General features: G+C 37.2%; 17 protein-coding genes. 11 read left to right on the forward strand and 6 right to left on the reverse strand.

What is annotated here, in order from left to right:
• Window positions 1-55: 55 nt before the first annotated feature.
• Complete coding sequence (locus J7E63_RS27450) at window positions 56-1,819, reverse strand: vWA domain-containing protein (RefSeq protein WP_215018280.1); 1,764 nt, start codon at window positions 1,817-1,819, stop codon at window positions 56-58.
• Window positions 1,820-2,044: 225 nt separating this feature from the next.
• On the opposite strand from J7E63_RS27450, the gene J7E63_RS27455 reads away from it, so the two are divergent.
• Genes J7E63_RS27455 through J7E63_RS27465 form a run of 3 tightly spaced genes read left to right on the forward strand, consistent with a single transcriptional unit; the run spans window position 2,045 to window position 4,918 of the window.
• The gene (locus J7E63_RS27455; RefSeq protein WP_215018307.1) at window positions 2,045-2,194 is read left to right on the forward strand and encodes a hypothetical protein; all 150 of its coding nucleotides are present in this window, start codon (window positions 2,045-2,047) and stop codon (window positions 2,192-2,194) included.
• Entirely contained in the window at window positions 2,187-3,119 is a 933-nt protein-coding gene (locus J7E63_RS27460) for a hypothetical protein (protein WP_215018309.1), read from the forward strand. The genes J7E63_RS27455 and J7E63_RS27460 overlap by 8 nt, the downstream gene beginning before the upstream one ends.
• A 17-nt stretch (window positions 3,120-3,136) precedes the next feature.
• Complete coding sequence (locus tag J7E63_RS27465) at window positions 3,137-4,918, forward strand: hypothetical protein (protein WP_215018311.1); 1,782 nt, start codon at window positions 3,137-3,139, stop codon at window positions 4,916-4,918.
• A gap of 181 nt (window positions 4,919-5,099) precedes the next feature.
• Here J7E63_RS27465 and J7E63_RS27470 read toward each other — a convergent pair whose 3' ends face one another.
• The gene (locus J7E63_RS27470) at window positions 5,100-5,399 is read right to left on the reverse strand and encodes a DUF4359 domain-containing protein (RefSeq protein WP_214999006.1); all 300 of its coding nucleotides are present in this window, start codon (window positions 5,397-5,399) and stop codon (window positions 5,100-5,102) included.
• A gap of 427 nt (window positions 5,400-5,826) precedes the next feature.
• On the opposite strand from J7E63_RS27470, the gene J7E63_RS27475 reads away from it, so the two are divergent.
• Window positions 5,827-6,753: a CPBP family intramembrane glutamic endopeptidase gene (locus tag J7E63_RS27475; RefSeq protein ID WP_215018313.1), complete on the forward strand. Its 927-nt coding sequence runs from the start codon at window positions 5,827-5,829 to the stop codon at window positions 6,751-6,753.
• Window positions 6,754-7,136: 383 nt separating this feature from the next.
• Window positions 7,137-8,576, forward strand: a complete 1,440-nt coding sequence (locus J7E63_RS27480; RefSeq protein WP_308162032.1) for a L,D-transpeptidase family protein — start codon at window positions 7,137-7,139, stop codon at window positions 8,574-8,576.
• Between the two features lie 62 nt (window positions 8,577-8,638).
• On the opposite strand, the gene J7E63_RS27485 is transcribed toward J7E63_RS27480, so the two are convergent.
• Together J7E63_RS27485 and tagU are read right to left on the reverse strand one after the other, a co-directional pair.
• Complete coding sequence (locus tag J7E63_RS27485) at window positions 8,639-9,214, reverse strand: 3D domain-containing protein (protein ID WP_215018317.1); 576 nt, start codon at window positions 9,212-9,214, stop codon at window positions 8,639-8,641.
• Window positions 9,215-9,486: 272 nt separating this feature from the next.
• The gene (gene tagU / locus J7E63_RS27490) at window positions 9,487-10,416 is read right to left on the reverse strand and encodes a polyisoprenyl-teichoic acid--peptidoglycan teichoic acid transferase TagU (RefSeq protein ID WP_215018319.1); all 930 of its coding nucleotides are present in this window, start codon (window positions 10,414-10,416) and stop codon (window positions 9,487-9,489) included.
• Window positions 10,417-10,789: 373 nt separating this feature from the next.
• Here tagU and J7E63_RS27495 point away from each other — a divergent pair, with 373 nt between their 5' ends.
• The 5 genes from J7E63_RS27495 to J7E63_RS27515 all read left to right on the forward strand — a co-directional run bounded on the left by J7E63_RS27495 (window position 10,790) and on the right by J7E63_RS27515 (window position 17,673).
• Window positions 10,790-12,061, forward strand: a complete 1,272-nt coding sequence (locus tag J7E63_RS27495) for a serine hydrolase (RefSeq protein ID WP_215018321.1) — start codon at window positions 10,790-10,792, stop codon at window positions 12,059-12,061.
• A gap of 339 nt (window positions 12,062-12,400) precedes the next feature.
• Entirely contained in the window at window positions 12,401-13,819 is a 1,419-nt protein-coding gene (locus tag J7E63_RS27500; RefSeq protein ID WP_215018323.1) for an MBOAT family O-acyltransferase, read from the forward strand.
• Window positions 13,820-13,836: 17 nt separating this feature from the next.
• Window positions 13,837-15,039 carry a DHHW family protein gene (locus J7E63_RS27505; protein ID WP_215018324.1) on the forward strand — a complete coding sequence of 401 codons (1,203 nt, stop codon included), beginning with the start codon at window positions 13,837-13,839 and terminating at the stop codon, window positions 15,037-15,039.
• A 211-nt stretch (window positions 15,040-15,250) separates the two neighbouring features.
• Window positions 15,251-16,429, forward strand: a complete 1,179-nt coding sequence (locus J7E63_RS30670) for a C39 family peptidase (RefSeq protein WP_215018326.1) — start codon at window positions 15,251-15,253, stop codon at window positions 16,427-16,429.
• Window positions 16,430-16,701: 272 nt separating this feature from the next.
• The gene (locus J7E63_RS27515; protein WP_215018328.1) at window positions 16,702-17,673 is read left to right on the forward strand and encodes a glycosyltransferase family 2 protein; all 972 of its coding nucleotides are present in this window, start codon (window positions 16,702-16,704) and stop codon (window positions 17,671-17,673) included.
• A 402-nt stretch (window positions 17,674-18,075) separates the two neighbouring features.
• Here J7E63_RS27515 and J7E63_RS27520 read toward each other — a convergent pair whose 3' ends face one another.
• Complete coding sequence (locus J7E63_RS27520) at window positions 18,076-18,270, reverse strand: hypothetical protein (protein ID WP_215018330.1); 195 nt, start codon at window positions 18,268-18,270, stop codon at window positions 18,076-18,078.
• Window positions 18,271-18,344: 74 nt separating this feature from the next.
• On the reverse strand, window positions 18,345-18,593 hold the full coding sequence (locus J7E63_RS27525; RefSeq protein ID WP_215018332.1) for a hypothetical protein: 249 nt from the start codon (window positions 18,591-18,593) through the stop codon (window positions 18,345-18,347).
• A 236-nt stretch (window positions 18,594-18,829) separates the two neighbouring features.
• Between J7E63_RS27525 and J7E63_RS27530 the strand changes: the two genes are divergently transcribed.
• The gene (locus tag J7E63_RS27530; RefSeq protein ID WP_215018333.1) at window positions 18,830-21,820 is read left to right on the forward strand and encodes a PA14 domain-containing protein; all 2,991 of its coding nucleotides are present in this window, start codon (window positions 18,830-18,832) and stop codon (window positions 21,818-21,820) included.
• Window positions 21,821-21,958: the final 138 nt, after the last annotated feature.

The following is a 21,958-nucleotide window of genomic DNA, read 5'->3' on the forward strand; positions in this document are numbered from 1 at the left end:
GACGAAAAATAATTTGATTAGGATTCCTTTTTCGGTGCCTGACACCGAAAACCGCTTAGCTTATATATTCAATATAAATGGACTTATTTACCTTCTTTAACACAATGCGAAGACGGTCATTTCGTTTGATCTGCTGACCTTTCTTGGCATCGATTGCCCGTCCGCTTTTTTCAATCGTACAGTCCGAGTTGTTGATCAGCAGGAGCGAATCCCCAGCATGCGGCTTGAAGATAATTTGATTGGTTTCAGCGAATTCAGGATGCAATCCCAGCAGCTGATGCAGCTGAAACTTCCCTTTAAAACCTTTTAATGGCTTGTATTGCGGATTTGAGCGTTTACCAGTATCCTCGTCTTTTACTTCCACAACGATTTGACCACTAAAACCTTGCTTTTTCCTTAACTTGTTGTAAGCAAATACGGCAAGAAGAATGAGCACAATCACCCCAGCAACCACATAAAGCCATGAAAACGGCGACTCTTCTTTTGGTTGAGTGGTTTTAGCTGCTACAGATGTCTTGGCTGTTTTTTGCACCGTTATTTTTTGCGGCTGCGTTTCACGGAAAAAGCTATTATCTTCCGCTTTTACCACTACTTCATAACTGCTTGAGTTTCCTAACTTAAATTGACCCGAAAAGCCTTGGTCATCCGCTGTTAAGCTTACTTCCTCGTTTTTCCCTTGATCGAGATCTTTCACATATAGAGTCGATTTCATTGATTGATAAATGCTTTTATCAGCGATAGGTGTACCATTATCTTCAAAAAAGGAATGGATCTTAACTGTTTCGCCCGCCTTGTAACTTTGCTTAGCAAGCTTATCTAGCTTCAACTGTAAATCATAATTGAAAACAAGGTTGATATCGATTTTGTCCTTTGCTACCCCTTTAACCTTCAGTGTCCAATCTCCCTGAACTGGTTTCAGCAGTTTGACCATAGAGTAGGTTTTCGATTTTGAAAGTAGGACTTGGTCTGAAGGGATGGCGAGCTCTTTACCGGAAGGGTCAACGAGCTTAACCTCGACCGGATGGTTTGACATTAATGAGATGTTGGCTTCTAATACATTTTCATTGGGGACATTTATTTTGATATCTTGAAAATCACCATTACCTATTATTTGATTAATCGGAACGATTTTTAATTTTAAATGGTTGGCGAAAATTTCACTAAGGATGCCTGGCAATTTATCGGCAGAACTTGCTTCGAAGAATTCCCCATTCGTGCTCTTGGCTATATTTGTGAGAACCTGTTTATTTAGCTTGCCATTAGCGTTTAAGCCAATCGTATAGATTGGATATCCTTTCGCTTTAGCGGCGGCGACTGCTTGGTTTAGGTCTTTTTCCGCTTGCTTTTCAGTTTTGGAGTTCTTTGGGTCTAGTTCGTTATTCCCGTCGGCAAGCAGCACGATCAGTGGGTAATAACCTTGCTCGTGACTACTATCTAATACGTTGACGGCTTCCTTAACCCCGGTTGATAAATCGGTGTACATATATTTTTGAACGGAGTCGATGAACGACTTTAGGTCCTTCTTATCCTGTTCTGACTTGATTTTGACAAGCGCTTTTTCACGCATGACTTCGTCAGCGTAAGCGATGGTACCAATTTTATCGCCATTAAAGGAGGCCATATCAATGAACATCTTCATCGCTTCGTTACTGATATTCTTTGGATCACTGCTCTTCATGGAATTACTCACATCAACGACAAGCATTCCCTCTATTCGAGAAGTGGAATTTAACGGACTTGCAGCGTGTACATTATATAAGGAAATATTCCAGAATAGACACGCAACTACGATTAAACTACTGATACATTTTCTTAACATCTGTGTGCAACCCCCACTGCATTTTTCCTATTTCGGGTAATAATTACAATTATTGCATTGTACAACTATTCTACCACTTTCCTATTATATACCGAAACAATTATTCCCTAGATATATTATAATTCTACTATTATAATATAAAGTAATGTATTTATTGGAAACTATCTGGGATTATTTGTGGATAATTGGTTTTCATATAAAATGATCTCAGGAAGGAGAAGTAAAATGTACGGTGTGGTATTCACTAGTCTTCTAGTTATAATCCTTTGTTGGAAAACCTATAAATTAATAAAAAATAAGCGAAATAGCGGTGATTTTGAAGGTATTGATGATGAATTAGTCATCATGCTAAATGAAGGTGATTCGATTGGCTAAACAGGCCGTCCAGCTCTCCAAGAAAAAAAGAACAAAATATCGATTTCAAAAGCTAAAGATGTGTAAAAAATGCAACCGTTATTCCGTTTTAGGGGATGAAAAATGCCAGAATTGCGGTTCAGATTTTATCGGAATTGAAACGCTCGTAAAATCGATTTTTAAAAACCGTGTATTTACGGAAGCGATATGGATCTTAATGTTTGTTTGTGTAGGTATTTTGGCTGCTCCAACGGTAAAAATGTTATATTACTCGTTAATTGCCGGGGTAGTGTTTGTCATTGGATATGTCATTCTTACCTCCATCTACATGAAAAGTGAGTATTTCATGCAATTGAAAAAACTACTTCGAATCGACCTTAGAAAAATTGCCGCAGGTATTCAATATGACAGTGAACTTGCGAAAGAGGATGTTCATGCTGAGAGACTAGCCCCAGCCTATGAAAAGCTCCGCGATATTGGCGATTTTATTGCGAGTGATCAAGTGAAAATCCGCCGTATCATGGTCTTGAATGAAATCGTTCTAAGAAGTGATATGGAGCTTGAACTAGAACCCCTTATTCCTTCATCCTATGATTCGAATTTTGTAAAATATGCACTTGAGGTGTTAAAAATTAATCGGACGCTTTTTACGAAAAAGTGTATTGCCTATTTTATTAAGTATCGTGAGGCCATTGTCAGCGATTTTGGAATGGATTCACTCATTTCTGTGGCCGGTTCAGCGTTAAGAATGAAACTGTACATCCTAGAATTTTCAGACTTCATCGAGGAATTCCTTGAATATTTCCCAAAGGACCGGTTCTTACGACTGTGCAGTATAATCTATTCCAACCCGGAAGTTGATTGGGGCAGTCTAGAGGAAAAAACCAAGCGTTTAGTTATGGTGAAGTATCATTACGATCCTGATTTCAAGCAGTTCGTATCGTAGAAAGGATCTTACTCAATATGTTTAAATTTACCGTTTATCGAAAAGTGAATATGTCTAGGAATTTTTTCCTGTTAATGCTTGTTATCTTGCTTGGGCTGGTTAGCGCAAAAATCGTTTTGGCACATGAAAAAATTGACACCTACAATGAAGCAGTAAAATTATTTAAGTCAGGTGAATTAGTCGCTGCAGAGGAAAAGTTCCGTGCCGCAAAGCTAAATGTTTCTGTCACTGACCATAACAAAGACATCAATTTCATGCTATCTATTCTGTCACCGATTCGTGAAGTCATGGAAGATCTAGATGAAAAAGCTGCTGATTATAATGAAGGAAATGACCTCGACAACCTCATTAAAATATACGATCGTTGGAAGGCAAGCGAGAAAAAGTGGGTGTCAGGCACTAATGTTCAAAAGGATATGTACGGGGAAATGGTGGCGTTGACGAAGCTAGATACGGATATGAAGGGTTATTTTTCCACGATTAAAAAGGAAAATCTTGATAAATTAATGAATGAAACGGCTAATGACATTTCTGAAGAGGAGGAGATATTTACCGTCCTCAATAAGATTCCAACAGAATATTACGGCAGTCGTTCGTCAGCTAAGACAGAGGCAATCCAATCTTCATTCAAAAACTATTACGCGGCAAAGATAAATAAAATGGTTGAAACTGGCACTGTCTCATCGATTATTGACGAGGGGAGCAGGCAGTTTAGTGCACTAAGAATATTGTCGTTGGATTCTAGCTGGCTTGAGCAAACTCTTGATTCGAACTTGTTAAGGATTGTAACGGCTGCGATTGATAAAAAGGATTATGGCGCATTTGCCGAAGCCGCAAATTCAATCAAAAAGTTAGAAGCGAATATGAATGGTGCCGATGTATTTCCTTATATTGAAAAAACAACCTCTGATCTATTCGTTAAAGCGGAGAATCTCACAGAGGCTAATAAATACGAGGATGCGATCAGGATCTATGAAGCATTAAAACCACTAAAGGACACGACTGAATCAATTGCGAGTGCCAATCTTGCTTGGGATAAATATGAACCTATTCGCGTTTTAAAACGTCTGTATCCAGGAAAAGAGTTTCCGAACGTTATAAATGCAAAAAACAAATGGGGCGCAGACAGCGTTGTTGCAGCAATCTCCACGGACGGCGGCATATATTTTGGCAAGCTTACGGGAGAGGAAGCAATGGTTGTAACCGAGGGGTCGATCGAAGGGGCAGCGTCCATTAATAAGTTGGCTTTTAATAGTAACTTCAGCACTTCTGACAATCCAGTCCTTTATATTGAGGCGAAGTCATCCGAACGGAAGCATCATTATATAGCCTATGAAGTCAGCGGCGGTTCGATGGTAAAGATCCTCGATGTGGAAGCGGATAAGCTAACTTTCGAATCAGAGCAAGTATTGGTTGTAGATAATCCTGTTGGACAGGGTGAAGGGGAGCTTGCTTACTTCGAACCCGATGGTAGTGGGGAATATCAGTTTTCTAGTATAAAGGTAGACTATGTTGATATACAAGTCACTGATATAGCCAACTATTATGGGGAGAAGGTTCGCTTCACTGCTTTCGCAGATTCAGTCCAAAATGGAGGGGCCTTGGTAACCTTATCGGAAACCTATAACAATAGCACGGGACTATGGGAGAAAACGTATTTGTTATTAAAGGGAGATTCCGATTTCACAATCTATGAGAATTATACCGTTATTGGTACTTTCAATAGTTATGAGAATATTACCGACGAAAACGGCGAATCTGTTCGCGTACCCGTTTTTCAAGTAGAAAAAGTTGAATAAATGAAAGAGGACCAAACACGGGCTATTGCTGATGTTTGGTCTTTTTTTTGATTGGCTCTGTTAAACTTGCCTGTTGATTTCCGCTCCATTCAACAGGGTGCCAAAATTAACAATAAGCTTTAACATAGCCTTTTAGAAACAATAAGCCAGTCCCTAATGAGACCGGCTTTTGATTATTTGATTATTTTTTACTCGAGATGGTAATGAATTTATTGAAGATGCCAATCGATGTGACTTTTCCCAGACCTACTTCGGAAAAATCGGTTTTGTAGATCGAGAAAATAAAATAATCCTTTTGCGTTGTTCCCGCATCATAAATGGATTTCCCAGCAACAGATAATAATCCCTTTTCTATCAAACTCGAAGATTTATCCATTGTTTTGTGATTGGCCCAGTCGATATAGGCAGAGCGCTCAGGATTTGTGGCTGATAGAATAAAAATCAAAACGATTAAAACAATGATCGAAAAAAGACGTCTCATAGTAACATTCTCCTATCTCGTAATTATTAATTGTGAATTTTTATATAAATAGGTATAAATCGGAAGAGGCCCTTTGTAAATTTTTAAAAGAAAAGCTTGATCGGTTTTTGAGACTCTATCAAACTTTTTATTTTGATTAAATATATGTTTCGAACATTTGGAATAGAAGACTATCGGTAAATTTTTTATGGTAATAAAAAGCAATCATTATTTTCGTGATATTTACCTACCAATATGCTAAATTATTACTAATATATTTTTTGAAAAAGAGGGGATCATTTCGTGACGAGAAAATGGAAGTGGACGATTGCTTGTTTCTTTTTCCTGCTTTTATTTAATGCGTTCGGGATCATTGCAGTAAAGATATTGGGCAGGTAAGGGGAAACGGGATTTCTCCGCCAAATTTTTCAGGTAGGGAATGATGAGAATGATAACGAATTTAACAAAACCGATTTCAAAAAAGCTGCTATTTGCAATGATCATTGTAACCATCGGGGCAGAGGTTCTTCTTTATCTTACTCGTTACAGTTCTATGGCCAGCACCTTATATGATGCCGTCATGGTGTCCTCCTTTTTTATCGGTTGGAAGCTTTACCGGAGGCTTGGGAATCAGCAGGGTCATCAGAAAAGCCCGCGCCAGATCATGCTGCAATTCACTGGTGCTTTTCTCATTTTCTTCCTTGGAAGTACGATTGTTAATGTGTACTCTAGTATCACATTTGAGGATTTTAATGAGGATTATGATCAATATGTTCAAGACTATACGGAGTCGCAATCCTTTGATGTGGAAGATGGAGTGGATGCTGGCCTTCCAGACGATCCAGTCTGGTCCATTTTTGAAAAGGTAGATACCATTGGATATGATCTATATAACGACACATTGGCTGGACTGGAAGAGGTTTGGCGGCTAGCTTATATCATTCTACTGCTTGTGGTATGTAAAAAGTTGTTTCCGCGGCGTTGGGAAAGTGGCTCAAGAGATGTTTTTCTAATGGCTGCGCTGTTTATCACCTCTATTCTTTTCGGCATAGACCATACGCTCGATACAGAGGAGCCATGGGCGATCCGAATTGGGGCGATTGTAACCTTCGCAAATATGGGATTGATGTTTGGAATTATCCTATTATGGACCCGGAACCTTTGGCTAACAGTTATTGTCCATGCTTTATACGATATCACAGCAACTCTTTCATGGTACTATATCGATTATGCGGTTGAATATTTCACTCTTGGTGTTTTACTTATCCACTTGAGTCTCTTTATTTTAGAAAAAGTACACCAAAAACGATTAATGAGCCAGTTAACGATGGTTCAGGAAGGTCAAATGGCAGAATTGACGCAAAGTGTAGAATAAAAGGAAAGAGGTTGCCAGGTGAGTCCGGCAACCTCTTTTGTCATTTTTTAGAATGATTTGAAACTATTAATATCCTACTACAAAAAGCGACAATAAATCCATATTTTCTCTAACTTTTCTACATAAAGTAAACAATGCCCGTCAATCCCAAAATAATTGGTGGTATTTCCCGAGAAATGACGTTATTTGTGTTATTGGTGTTGCTGTGGTGTCAGGCACCATGATTCAATGGATCTTCTTATTTTTTATGGTGAATTTTGTTTTTTTATGATGCGAGAAGTTTGTAATAAATTGCCGAAATATATATAGAGTTAATCTTTTCTATTAAAACATTAATTATGGTATTGTAGTAATAAATGGAAATTTTTAAGGGGGATGTACTTGTGTTTAAACGTTTTCTGATTGGATTTATTATTTTATGCTTGGGATTTTCAGTTTTTCCCAACGCCCAAGAGGCTGAGGCTAGTACCACCAAGAAACAACTAATTATTATTAACAAAAAGGTTAATAAACTCGCATTTTACGAGAATGGTAAATTAATCAAAACATACAGGGTGGCAACAGGAAGAACTTCAAGACTCACCCCGGAGGGAACTTTTTACATAAGAGAAAAAATTGTAAACAGACCTTACTATAAAAAACATATTGCTGGCGGCGATCCGCGTAATCCATTAGGAAACCGCTGGATGGGTTTAAGTAAAAAGGAGAATGGCGGATATCCGTACGCAATACATGGTAACAATAATGAAAGTTCGATTGGAAAATATGTCTCTGGCGGATGTATCCGGATGCATAATAAAGAGGTAAGAGAATTGTTCAGTAAGGTAAAGACGAGGACGAAAGTAATGATCGTTTCCTCGAAAAAAAGCTTTAATCAGTTAGCCGCACCATATTACAAAAATATGGACATCAAAGCTCCTGCCGTTCCAACGGTTTATACTGTTTCAGACAAAACAATTGAAGTATCTGGTAAAACAGAAAAAGGAGCCACGGTCACTGTTGCGATTGGGTCAAAAAGGTATACAGCAAAACCTGCGGATTCCAAAGGAACATTTAAGGTCAAGATTCCGAAACAAAAGGCTGGCCTAAAATTATCTTTTACTGCTAAAGATAAATCTGGAAATATCAGCAAGGCTAAAACGGTAGTTGTGCTGGACAGAACAGCGCCAGTGGTTAGCGGAGTAAGTAATAACCGAGTTTACAACAAGGATGTTACGATCTCCTTTAAAGAAGGAAAAGCGACAATTGATAAAAAGTCAGTAAAAACAAAAACCGTTGTGAAAGCAGAAGGAAAACACACAGTGGTGTTAACTGATGCGGCTGGCAACAAGACAACTGTTGTGTTTACGATTGACAAAACAGCGCCAGTAGTGAGCGGAGTAAGTAATAACGCATTCTACAACAAGGATGTTACTATCGCCTTTAAAGAAGGAACAGCGTGGTTAGATGGAAATCGAGTGAAAACAGGAAAGGCTGTTACTTCAGAAGGAACACACAGAGTTACGATAGCTGATGCTGTTGGCAATAAGAGAACTGTTGTGTTTACAATTGATAAAACAGCACCAGTGGTTAGCGGAGTAAGTAATAACGAAAGCTACAGCCAAGATGTGAAGATCTCTTTTAATGAAGGAAAAGCAACATTGGATGGAGAAGCAGTGAAAACAGGAACAGTTGTTAGTGCAGAGGGAACACATACATTAGTGGTTACTGATGCGGCCGGCAACAAGACAACTGTAGTGTTTATTATTGATATAGCAGAACCAATAACAGAACCAATATCAGAACCAATATCAGAACCAATATCAGAACCAATATTGCCTTAAGTTTTAACAATTCATTAAAACAATAATAAGTCCCAAGTGAGTTCATTCACTTGGGACTTTGCTTATTTTAATATTTGTACTTTCACTGTTTTCCTACCCCATTGAATCGCACTTTTATGAGTAGGAACGAAAATATCAATTTTTTTCCCTTTAATGGCACCGCCAGTGTCGCCGGCAACGGCATAGCCATAACCTTCAACATAGACCTTTGTTCCGAGCTTAATTACTTTAGGGTCTACAGAGATGACCTTTTGGTTTGGATTTTTCTTTAGATTTAAACCGATCGCTGTGATGCCAGAGCATCGTTTACAATTCGCTGTATAGGCAGTTGCACTAACTGTTAAAGTCTTAACTACCTTTAACTTTGGTGCTTTACTTGCACTAGTGCTGGCTTTCTTAACAACAGGTTTACTAGCTGGTACATTAGTAATCTTTAATATTTGATTCGGGTGAATAGTATTTGATTTAAGTTTATTCCATTGTTTTAATGTGTTCACGGAGATTTTATATGTTTTTGCAATACGATAAAGCGAATCGCCACTCTTAACTTTATATGTATTGGATGCTGCTGATGCGCCGTTGCTACTTCCGAATAATAACATACCTGCCAAACTACACATGACTAGGAATTTCTTCATAACTGAAAACCCCTTCCTTCTATTATATAAAAGTTACCACAATAATATTACACAAATATTTCAATAGCTTACTAGTTTCATGACAAAACCGTGATAATAAGGTGTCAGGCACCACCCGTGGACAAAACCCCTAATTTGTCCACGAGTGATGGACACTGAAGGAAAGGAAGTTCATTTTACTATAATTTGATGCCTTTGTGTTTCGATTCGGGTGAATTATTAAATAGCAAAAAAAACCTCTGCCAATTATTATCTCGGCAGAGGTTTTTTTGCTATTTTATATCTAGTTGTGTTTTCAGTTCACTTTGAATCCGTTGTTTTTCTTCTTGCGGAACGATGTAGTAATAGATTCCGTTAATTTTCGTCCCGCCGCCTTTTATTGTCATTTGCTCAACGTTACCAGCCGCACTACGGTAATTCTTTTGAATATCCATCATTTGATCAAATGTAAGATTTGTTCTCACATTATTGCCAAGGGCTGTAAAAATACTTTGATATTTAGTAAGCGATGAGAGGCTCGCACCTTCTCTTAAAACACCTTGAATAATTTCACGCTGACGTAATTGGCGCCCAAAATCACCACGAGGGTCTTCATGTCTCATCCGAGTAAAGGCTAACGCTTTTTTGCCATCTAAAGTTACTTGACCTTTAGGAAAATGGTAACCGCCTTGAGAAAAGTCTAAATCATTGTTTACCGTTATGCCTCCAACCGCATCAACAATATCCTCAAAGCCTTCCATGTTTATTTTTACAAAATAATCAATGGGAATGTCCAAGAAATTTTCAACCGTGTTCATCGCCATTTCTTCGTTGCCGAATGCGTAGGCATGGTTGATTTTATCCTCGGTGCCTTTACCAACTATTTCTGTTCGGGTATCACGTGGAATACTTAACATCTTTACAGAATTTAGTTTTGGATTCACTGACAAAACAATCATGGTGTCAGAACGACCTTTATCGCCTTTACGCTGGTCCACACCCAAGAGCAATACCGAGAAAGGCTCCTTTTCTTGTAATGATACTTCCTCGGTACGTTTGTCGGATTTTCGATCGACAGGGTGATGCATCGTTTCGACAGCAGTTGTTAATGAGCTATATACTGAATAGGCGTAAACCCCAATTCCAATTATAAGTAGTAATAAAACAATTCCAGTTAAGCGGAGCCATGTTTTCTTTTTCTTTTTATTCTTTTCAGCTCTCATCTAATTTTCCTCCATAACGTTATTTAGAACCAACCTATAGAATAGCAGAAATTATCGAAATTTAATACATTTATTTGAAGTACTTACATATTTTTTAACTGGATAATTTGGAAAAACTTTTTACACGAATTGTTGTTAACAAAATAGTGTAATCCATCATAATAGAGTAAGCTAAACAAAAATTCCCCAGGGACAATATGCTAGAAAAGAAGTTTATTTAAAAAGAGCCTATCTAAAATCAAGAATATTGATTTATAGATAGGCTCTTTTTTGCATAGAAATCGACAAGATTCTACTCAAAACTTATATTAATATATTGCTAATTTTGGTAAAATTTAAGAAAGATAATATCTGGAAAAGGATGGGGAAAGAGTTGAAGGCAGGGCATTTTTTAAAGGGAATTTTTATTGCATTAATTTTGTTTTCCGTAATCATGCCGAGCAAACATGCGAGTGCAGCAGAATTAACGGCACATCAGGATTTTTCAAATAAGTTATCTGTTGAACTTACTAATTATATAAAAAAATCTGGCGGGACAGTTACGCTGCAGTATCAGGATCTAATGACGGGGGAAGTGTTCCAAATGAAAGGAAAAACCTCCGGTCGGGCGGCTAGTACGATTAAACTGCCTCTCGCCCTTTATATCATGGAGCAGGCTTCTCAAGGAAAGATCAATCTAAATCAGAAACTAAAGTATAAAAGCTATCATTATTATGGCGGCAGCGGCGTTATCCAAAAACAAAAGGTGGGAACCTATTATACAATCAGAGATCTTGTCAAAAAAGCGATGATTTATAGTGATAATATTGCCTTCATTATGTTAAAGGAACGAGTGGGCCAGGGGAATTTTATCAAGTATATGAAAAGCGTTGGCGGTCAGTATGCTTATCCGAATGGACGAAATTTAACCTCTGCCAATGATTTAACGATTTATGCGAAAAGACTTTATCAATTTTCTGAGAAGAGTCCGCTTGGCAAAGAACTCGTTGGTTATTTGAAACAGACAGTCTATAATACTACTATACCACGTGGGATTAAGGGAGTTGCCGTCGCCCACAAGGTGGGGATGATCCCGAATGAAAGAATCTATAATGACGCGGCCATCGTTTATGACAAAACCCCCTTTGTCTTAGCGATTATGACAAATGGTATTTCCTATGAGAAGTCACAAAGGGTGATTGCCGACTTAGCAGCCATTGTGAATAAAAATCATCAAGCTAAGGCGTCAGCTAAGTATTTTAAGAGTAAAACAGATGTGACAATCTATCATAGTATGTCAAAAACAGCTGCGATTGGAACCTTGACGAAATACCAAATCCTTCATATTGTTTCGAATCAAGGCACGTGGTATGGGATTAAATTTGGTAAAGGAACCGGTTATATCGAAAAGAAATCGGTGATCGCGCTGATCAAGCAAGCACAAAGCGGCTGGGCCGCGAATCAGTCGAAAACCGGTATTATTAAAATGAGAGAAAAGGCACCTATTGTCGACAAATCCACTGCAGGTAAGGTAATTGGCTATATTAATAAATATCAAGAATACTATTTTTTCAAAAAGGAAAAAGACTACTATGTTGTTGACATAGGCGGAAGAGTTGGTTATGTAGCTAGTAAATATGTTACGGCTCTTAGTGTTGGCAAGTAAGTTTACCGTTTTAGCAAGGGCGAATTAGATATCTGTCAAAAGGGCTTCCGTAATGGGAGCCCTTTTATGCTGGTTATAATTAGTGTATTCCTTTAGTTGTATATTTTTTATAAGTTAACAAATTCTATACATATCAACTAATCATTGATAAAATCTTATATGAATATTTTCGGAATTTCAGGGAGTGTGACAGAATTTGTATGAAAACTAAACAAGTCTAGACGGCATCAATCAAATCCTGACTTACAACGAAACAGTTATTAATCAAGCAAGAAACTTGTAAAATGCGGTTAAAAGCCCCAAAAGGCTTAAAAGGTACATATACGGAGGATAAGAATCGTGCTATTTAGTTCAACAGTATTTTTATTTTTATTTTTGCCTCTTACACTAACTATATATTTTTTTTCACCCAGAAAGTTAAGGAACACGATCTTACTTTTGGCAAGTTTGTTTTTTTACGCATGGGGCGAACCAAAGTTTGTGTTGTTTTTATTTCTTTCCATTCTTCTTAATTATGTTTTTGCACTGCTAGTTGATCAAAATAGAGAGAAACGTGTATTGGTAAAGTGGGTGTTAGGCCTTACTGTCTTTGCTAATCTTTCTATTCTGATTATTTTCAAATATGCCAACTTTATTGTAGATAACATAAATAACTTGTTTGGAACGACGATTGAATTAGGCAACATCCCGTTTCCGTTAGGGATTTCCTTTTTTACGTTTCAGGGACTAAGCTATGTTATTGATGTGTACAGGAAAGACGGGAAGGCGCAAAAAAATCTGATTAACATGGCGATGTATAAAGCTTTGTTTCCGCAACTTATTGCAGGACCAATTGTTCGCTATGTAACGGTGGCCGACCAAATTACCGACAGAAAAGAATCGTTACCGAAATTTGCTGAAGGTACCAAAAGGTTTATCATAGGGTTAGCGAAAAAAATGATTATAGCCAATAATTGCGGCTGGGTGGCTGATCAAATTTTCTCAATGCCTGCAAGTGAGTTATCTGTTGGTCTGGCGTGGATTGGAATCATTGCTTATTCCTTACAAATCTATTTTGACTTTTCGGGTTATTCCGATATGGCGATAGGTTTAGGAAAAATGTTTGGCTTTGATTTTCTTGAAAACTTTAACTATCCCTATATTTCTCGTTCGGCCACGGAATTTTGGAGAAGGTGGCATATTTCACTAAGTACGTGGTTTAAGGATTATTTATATATTCCGTTAGGCGGGAACCGCGGCGGAACCTTTAAGACCTATCGGAACTTGTTCATTGTCTGGCTGGCTACTGGGATTTGGCATGGCGCCGCATGGACATTTATTGCCTGGGGTGTTTATTACGGTGTATTGATTATGTTAGAAAAAGCCTTTTTGCTGAAATTTATAAAAAGCATTCCGAGGGTATTCCAACATCTTTATGCACTATTAGCTGTTATGATTGGCTGGGTGTTCTTCCGTGCAGAAACATTTACTTATGGGTTTAATTATCTGAAGGTTATGTTCGGTGCCAATGGAAACCCTGTCTGGGACCGCCAAGCTAGTTTTTATATTTCACAATATGGAATTATCCTTTTGATTGCGATCATCGCCTCTATGCCTGTTATCCCTTTCATCAAAGACAGATTCTTAAAGCATGGAACAGTCGGTGTCACAAGCAGCAGGGATCTCATTGTCACAGCAAGTTACGCTGTTATTTTCTTTTTAACGCTTGTAAGCGTGGTTTCATCCACCTTCAATCCATTTATTTATTTTCGGTTTTAATAAGTATGGAGGATATTATGAAAAAAGCTAATATACAAGGTCTCGCCTTGATTGCCATTTTCCTACTAACGATCTTTGGCTTCTTTATCTTTACTTTTGTAACGCCATCAAAGTCAATGTCGCTTTTAGAAAATAGAAATTTAGCACAAAGACCTGATTTAAACTCTGAAAATCTACTTACCGGTGAGTACTCCAAGCGATTTGAGCAGTATTACAATGATCAATTTCCGATGCGTGATACGTTTATCGAAACCAACAGCAGAATTAATAAGAATTTTCTTAGACAAAATATTATTGATGATGTCTATGTGTCGGATGACGGTTATTTATTATCCCAGATAGCAGAGGGAACGTCGGCTGATGCCAAAGGAATAGCTAGTGGAATCAATGAGTTGGCCGATGATTTAGCTAAAAAGAACATTGGGGTTTATACCGCATTAATGCCAAATAAACCGACGATGATGGAGAATAAATTTCCCTCGTATTTTCCAAGCTATGGTCAAAAAAATATGGACCTCTTATATAAGGAGCTAGATGAAAATACCCATCCGATTGACTCGCGTGCTACTTTAGAAAAACATATGAATGAGGACTATATGTTTTTCTATTCAGACCATCACTGGCAAGCTAAGGCCGCTTTTTACGCGTATCAGAATGTAATGTCTGAAATTATTGATAAGGAAAACATGAAAGATTCAATTTCGCAGTATAACGAGTATTCTTGGGAATTAAAAGGCAAACCGTTCTATGGTTCAGATGCGAGGAAAACAACAAGTGCAAATGCAAAAAAGGCGGATAAAATCCTTGTAGCGGAGCTTAAAGAAAACCACAAGCCGTACGTAATGAAGTGGGGAATAAAATCACGCAGTGGCTTATATAATACGGACTTTTTAACCATGGAGGATCTGTACACAAATCGTTACCAGGCCTATTTAGGCGGAGATTTTGCGCAACTGACGATTACAAATCCGAATCATACGAATAATAAAAAACTTTTAGTCATTAAAGATTCCTATGCCAATGCATTTGTTCAATTTCTAGTTCCTCACTATAAAGAGATACATGTATTGGATTTACGCCATTATAATAAAATGCCAATCCAGAAATATGTAGATGAAAATAAAATTGATCAAATTGTCCTGTTAAATAATATTAACTCGATTTTTGTCACTCCTGCTTTAACAAATTTTAAACATCCAGGGCAGGGTGAAAATCAATAAACAACTTTGAAAAATAGCTCTCCATCTAAGCCTTTTGCTGAAATGGAGGGCTTTTTTCGTTGACAGGTTTTGATAAGGATGTTGTTCTTAGGCAAACTTCACCCGTATGGTTGCTTTTAACTTTCTGAATTTTGGTAAATTTATAGAAAGTCTTATATGTGTATAATGCTATAATAATAGTATCTAAGTTTTTTTTAGGAAGGGGAAAATAATGAGTAAAAAATTATCTGTTTCTTTATTGATCCTTGTGCTTTTATTTCCTGCTTTAGGGAATTATGCTCACGCAATAAGCACGACGAAACCAAATAAGTCCACTCAAAAATATGTGTATTACCCAGACACTGTAAATGGAACACAAGGAAATAATATTAAATATATCTTGTATTTTGATGCCTCCGGGTATTTGTCCAATGCTGTTTTAAAAGAAAAGGGAACGCAGCGAATTCTTGCTAGATATTTTTATTATCCCAAAACGGTTTTCGGTACCCATGGGGAAAATATCAAGTATGTTTTGAATTTTAATGCCTCTGGATATGTGACCAATGCAGTTTTACGAGAAAAACAGACGCAGAGAATTCTTTCGAGGTATGTGTATTACCCAAACACTGTGTATGGTAGCCATGGGAAAAATATCAAATATGTCCTGAACTTTAATGCCTCCGGGTATGTGTCAAATGCTATATTACGAGAAAAAGGAACCCAGCGAAATCTTACTAGATACGAGTATTACCCTAATACGGTGTATGGCACCCACGGGAAAAATATCAAGTTTAGCTATACCCTAAACAATTTAGGATATGTGACCCAGGCTACTCAAAGAGAAAAAGGAACACAACGCGTTCTTTCATGGTATCAATATCAAGCAAAAACGGTTTACGGGAACCACGCATCTAAGGTCAGTAGTCTTAAATTAAATGTACCCTTGATCAATCAAAGGCCAGAGCTGCCAACAGGTTGTGAAATTACTGCAGTCACAATGATGCTTCAGTATAAAGGCGTGCGTGTCGATAAAGTCACCTTAGCGAAAAAAATGCCAAGGCATTCAAGTAATCCAAACCTTGGTTATGTTGGGAATCCGTTTACAAGATCAGGATGGACTATTTATCCTCCTGCCCTAATGGGATTAGTAAAGGAATATGCTGGAAGTGCCAAAAACCTAACAGGTGCTAGTAATGGAACAATAGAAAAACAATTAGTAAATAATAAACCGGTTGTTGTTTTGGTTTCACGTATGCATGGTTTTTCAGTACATGCATTGGTGCTAACAGGTCTTGATCAATCTAATTATTACTATAATGATTGCTGGACAGGGGAAAAGAATGCCAAAATCAGCAAAGCGGAATTTAATAGATTATGGGGCAACCAAAGTAAGCGAGCCATATCTTATTAATTAAAAATCCTTTATCCGGTTGTCATCTTATTCGCGTGCTTTCCAGGAATTTATGGTATTAAATACGTGAATACAAAACATAAGGCGGCCTTTTGGCGGCCTTTTTTGCGTTATAAGACAGACAATCAAGATTAATACGAGATTAATACGGGAATAATGAGTGTAACCCGAAGTTAGGTTCTTATTTTTATGCTTCTGTTATATATTGATACAAAAAGTGAAAAAGTAATACATATAAATTTATTTTGGACTACCTAGTTGGAGGAATGGACTTGTTAAAGGTTACAGTGGCTATACCTGTATATAACGCGGCAAGACATTTGAATGTAACGTTGGATTCCTTAATGCACCAAACGATGGATGCGTCAGAATTTGAGGTCATTTGTGTGAATGATTGCTCTACAGATAATAGTAAGGAAGTTATTGAGAACTTTAGTAAGTTAATGAGTAACATTGTTCTAATTGATCGGATTGATAATTCAGGAGGCCCAATGATTCCACGAAACGATGCGATAGATGCAGCTCGTGGTGAATATATTCTTTTCCTGGACAATGACGATTTCCTAGGAGAAGAAGCGCTAGAACGCCTTTATATAGAAGCAAAAAAAAATCAGTCCGATGTCATTTATGGCAAGTATGTTGGTATCAATGGGCGCAAAGTACCTGGGTCTATGTTTAAAAAAGGGAACCGTCCGAAGGCTGATATTATCAAAGATAATTTAGTTAACTCTTTAGCACCTCACAAGATGTTTAAGCTCTCTTTTCTGAGACAAAATGATTTTAGATTCCATCCAAAGGCTGTAGTGGGTGAAGATCAGCTTTTTGTCATGCAATGCTATGTGACAGCTAAGGTTATTACCGTACTCGCGGATTATCATTATTACTTCGTTGTATCGCGTGGGAAAGAGAATCTGAGTGTAAAGTATTTCCCTGCAGAGCAATTCTTTTTTTCCTTTAATCGACTCATGGAATTTTTACATGAATGTAACCATGATGAATCATATAAAACAAGGTTAAAGGTTGCTTTCTTAAATCGGTTTCTACATGCCAGCCGTTTACGTGGGCATCTATTAACTTCACGGTTAACACACGAACAAAAAAAAGACTGGTTAAGTGAAACAAAAAGATTTATTGACAACCATGTGGATGACAGCTTACTTACTTCTCTAGAACCTCGGTTCCATTACTTTATGGAAGTGGCAAAAGAAAATGATATTCATAAACTGGCTTCAGTCCAAATGTAGAATCCTTATTCTGGACATAGAGGAATACAGAAAAAATATAGGAGTGACCACCATGTGGAAAATGAAAACAAAACGGGCAAATGTAATCACTTATACTAGACCTTCCATTAAATCTATACCAGCCAATCACTATGAAATACCTAGGCAGGAGCACATTGTTTATCCATGTATAAGAGGTTGGTTTGAGATCAGACGAGTCGATAAGGATAATATAAAGACCGTAGAATTTATTCGGAAAGAAGATATCCGGTACAGTACGGAATATTTGATCTTTGTTATGAAAGAAAAAGCCAGACGTCTAATGAGAATTAAACCTCTAACAATAAAATTTCTTAGAAGTGCAATGGTAAAAAGCAAAAGGTGAGGAATACTATACTCCTCACCGATTCCAAAAAACTCAACTCAAATTTCATCTGTTTGTAATAAATAAAGGACAGGATCTAAGGGCATTACATTGCCAGTATCTCCATTTTCATCTCCATCTTCATCCTCATCATTCCATTCAGAAATACTATTATATTCAATACAATCCTCACAAAAACCATTTATTAAGTAGTATGAAATATCTTCCCGTCCGCAATCAGCACATAGTGCCATAGTACCACCTTCTATTTCAGTTAACTTTGTATAATATTTTGTCCTAAAAATTATTAATCATACTAAAGTAGACTTTATTTATTAACTTGGGAATCCTTTTCCATAGCCCTTAACATCCAGTCATCAGCCCTTTTTCTTAGCCAGTGGAGATCTTCATTGGCCTCAAGCCATTTATCCTTGAGGAGATGATTTTGTTGTATCATTTCATCAATAATGGAAATCAAACTTAGTCCCATTGCTCTTATTTTCTCGACGGAAGTATCCTGATCAACCGTTTCAAAAAAAGTTCTTATTTTTTGAATTTCCAACATTTGATTACTCATACCTGCCACCTCTTTCTAGGATTATCTATAACTTATTCGATATTAATTAATAAATGTACATAAAATTTACCATTTTAACTAAACATTCCCTAGTTGGGACATATCTCCAGTTGTTATACTGGGTCTTTTTTACTATATTTATATTATGTATTAACAATTCTATGAAACTTTAAGATAATAGTTTATATATCGACAAAAAAATTATTTAGGAGGGCTTAAAAATCAAATTTCGACAATTGAATATTCCATTAATAATATTCTTTCTTGGATTCTTCGGATTATTTTTTATATACGATGATTCCGCTAAGGCCGAGGATGGAGCGTGGAAAGCTACTTTCTACCCCAGAATTGATTTTACTGGAACTGGGATAACTAAAACATATACAAATGTAAAATTCGATTGGAAGGCTAATTCGCCTGATCCAAAAATTCCAAAAGACAATTTCTCGGCAGTATTTGAGAAAACGGTAACCATCTCAAGTCCAGGGAAATATCGCCTAACAGGAAAAGCTGATGATGGGGTACGGATTTATGTAGATGGGAAGAAAAGAATAGATTTTTGGAGTGACGGTGTACATTCTATTAATCAAGAAATCTATTTAACCGCAGGCACTCATACGCTAAAGGTTCAATATTATGAAAAAAAGTGGAGCGCTGCTCTAGCCATTGATTTGGTAAAACTTTCTGAAAGTATTGGATCAGATTCGTGGTCAGCAGAATTTTATCCGTCAGCTGATTTTTCTGGGAGTCCAGTAAAGAAATTTTATCCAAACTTAGACTTTCATTGGGGGAGCGGATCACCAATTTCAGGCATTCCATCTGACCATTTTACGGCTGTATTTAAAAAACAAGTACAGGTTACTAAATCTGGAAATTACAGCTTAACAGGCAAGGCAGATGATGGAGTGCGTGTTTACGTCGACGGTACCAAAAAAGTTGATAAGTGGAAGTCGGGAATTAATTCATTTAATCAAGAGGTTTATCTAGCATCTGGCAGTCATACGATATTAATAGAGTATTTTGATGACAAATGGAGTTCTTCCTTTGCATTTAACATGAATGAAGTAGTGGAATCCATCCCAGACGAAGTGGTAACAATTCCAGTTGATAAGTGGAGTGCCAGATTTTATCCTACTAAGGATTTTACAGGTACACCTATTAAGAAAGAATATGATCAATTGCAATTTTCTTGGGGAAGCGGCTCACCAGATTCTACTATTCCAACTGATAATTTCTCAGGTATTTTTGAAAGAAATTATGTTGTTGATAAAACAGGCGATTATAAAATCGTAGGAAAAGCGGACGATGGAGCAAGAGTGTATATTGACGGAATCCGTTATGTGGATAAATGGACAGATGGCGTGAATTACCTTGATGTTCCGATTACGCTAGAGCCTGGGACCCATACCGTTAAAGTCGAGTATTATGATTCAAAATATAGCGCTTCATTGAATTTAAATTTAGAACCAATTAATCAAGAGAATGAAACGATTGATCCTACAAAATGGAAAGCAACTTATTATCCATCAAAGGATTTTACAGGTACCCCATTAATAAAAGTTTATGATGAATTACAATTTTCTTGGGGAAATGGCTCGCCAGATCCTATGCTCCCATCTGATGGTTTCTCTGGAACCTTTGAAAAACAATATGTTGTGACGAAACCTGGAAAATATAGATTCATAGGAAAAGCAGATGATGGTGTACGAGTTTATGTAGACGGAGTCCTCAATGTCGATAAATGGAAAGATGGCGTGAATATCATCGATGATCAGGTAACTCTTACGACGGGTACCCATACCATTAAGGTTGAGTATTATGATTCAAAATATAGTGCCACGATGAAATTAGACCTCATTGAAGATTTTTGGGAAGCGAAATTCTATCCTAGCAATAATTTGACAGGGACTCCTGTTCAAAAAACGTTTGATGCGCTGAATTTTTATTGGAGTGGATCTCCTATAACCAATATCCCAGCAGATAATTTTTCTGCTGTTTTTGAAAAAAAGGTATATATCGTAAAATCAAGTAATTATAAACTTTCAGGTAAATCCGATGATGGCATACGTATTTATGTTGATGGTGTACGTAAAGTGGATAGCTGGAAGGACGGGGTTAATAATTATAGTTCTTCCCCCCAACAATTGTCGGAAGGGATTCACACCATTAAGGTTGAGTATTATGACAGTAAGTATAGTGCCTCATTAGCAGTGAACTTAAGTGAGGTTATTAAGAAAACCACTACTCAATATACCAATTATGATATTTCATTAGGAGAACTTCTCGATAAACAAATTGGTGTATCTCAAACTGATAAAAAATATGATGCCTATGTACGAAGTGATTTATTAACAGTCAATGCCTCAACACCGAATGTGGGTGTTGTAAACACAGACAATACAAACGTTAGAGGAATACCAGTTGATGGTTGGATCCTTGGAAAGCTAGATCTTAATGAACAAGTGACAATCGATTCCAAAACCATGCAAAAGGATGGATATTATTGGTATAAGATTCAATATAATGAAGAATGGGTTAATCCAAGCCCAACGGATATTAGCTATTATATTAACCCTACCAATTTTGGAATTGGCACTGCAAGTTATTATCAATTTCTAAAGCTTTCTGAAATTGCCGGTGCAGATGCGTACGAAGTCAATCAAAAGATATTGACGAATAAAGGAACTCTTACAGGGAAAGGCCAAATTTTTGTTAACGCAGGTGCACTGTATAACATCAATGAAATTTACTTGATTTCCCATGCGCTGCTCGAAACAGGAAATGGCAGTTCTCCGTTAGCAAAAGGGGTTAAGGTAAAGACAAAGCTTGATAGTAACGGAAATCCTGTCATTGATCCTGCTACAGGGGAAAAAGAGATTATTGAATTAAAAAGTGATGCGACCTCCTATGATGCGATCGTCTATAATATGTACGGTGTTGGTGCGTTTGATAAGTGTCCGCTTCATTGTGGAGCAAGAAGGGCATTTAATCAGGGCTGGACTACACCGGATAAAGCGATTGTGGGTGGGGCAAGATTTGTTGCCTTGAATTATATTGATAAAGGCCAGGACACCATTTATAAAATGAAATGGAATCCTGCGGCTCCAGCTACACATCAATATGCAACCGATATTGGCTGGGCTGTGAAACAAACACCTAACATTTTTAATCTTTATAGTTTACTAGATAGCTATACTTTAGTTTTTGATGTCCCTAAATATTATTAAGCCCCAAAAAATGAAGTGGAAGATTTCTTCCCTTCATTTTTTTTGCAATAAAGACACTGAACTGAAATCTTACCTCGCTTGAAAATGTATTTGAAAGAGTGTATAGTTTTAATTGAGTTTTTGTCAAGAAATTTGTCG

It is taken from the genome of Bacillus sp. ISL-75, assembly GCF_018613095.1.

What these genes read in the sequence shown, in the direction of transcription:
- J7E63_RS27450 (WP_215018280.1), bottom strand. Translation starts at nt 1,819, where the DNA reads ATGTTAAGAAAATGTATCAGTAGTTTAATCGTAGTTGCGTGTCTATTC.
- J7E63_RS27455 (WP_215018307.1), top strand. Translation starts at nt 2,045, where the DNA reads ATGTACGGTGTGGTATTCACTAGTCTTCTAGTTATAATCCTTTGTTGG.
- J7E63_RS27465 (WP_215018311.1), top strand. Translation starts at nt 3,137, where the DNA reads ATGTTTAAATTTACCGTTTATCGAAAAGTGAATATGTCTAGGAATTTT.
- J7E63_RS27470 (WP_214999006.1), bottom strand. Translation starts at nt 5,399, where the DNA reads ATGAGACGTCTTTTTTCGATCATTGTTTTAATCGTTTTGATTTTTATT.
- J7E63_RS27475 (WP_215018313.1), top strand. Translation starts at nt 5,827, where the DNA reads ATGATAACGAATTTAACAAAACCGATTTCAAAAAAGCTGCTATTTGCA.
- J7E63_RS27485 (WP_215018317.1), bottom strand. Translation starts at nt 9,214, where the DNA reads ATGAAGAAATTCCTAGTCATGTGTAGTTTGGCAGGTATGTTATTATTC.
- tagU (WP_215018319.1), bottom strand. Translation starts at nt 10,416, where the DNA reads ATGAGAGCTGAAAAGAATAAAAAGAAAAAGAAAACATGGCTCCGCTTA.
- J7E63_RS27505 (WP_215018324.1), top strand. Translation starts at nt 13,837, where the DNA reads ATGAAAAAAGCTAATATACAAGGTCTCGCCTTGATTGCCATTTTCCTA.
- J7E63_RS30670 (WP_215018326.1), top strand. Translation starts at nt 15,251, where the DNA reads ATGAGTAAAAAATTATCTGTTTCTTTATTGATCCTTGTGCTTTTATTT.
- J7E63_RS27520 (WP_215018330.1), bottom strand. Translation starts at nt 18,270, where the DNA reads ATGGCACTATGTGCTGATTGCGGACGGGAAGATATTTCATACTACTTA.
- J7E63_RS27525 (WP_215018332.1), bottom strand. Translation starts at nt 18,593, where the DNA reads ATGAGTAATCAAATGTTGGAAATTCAAAAAATAAGAACTTTTTTTGAA.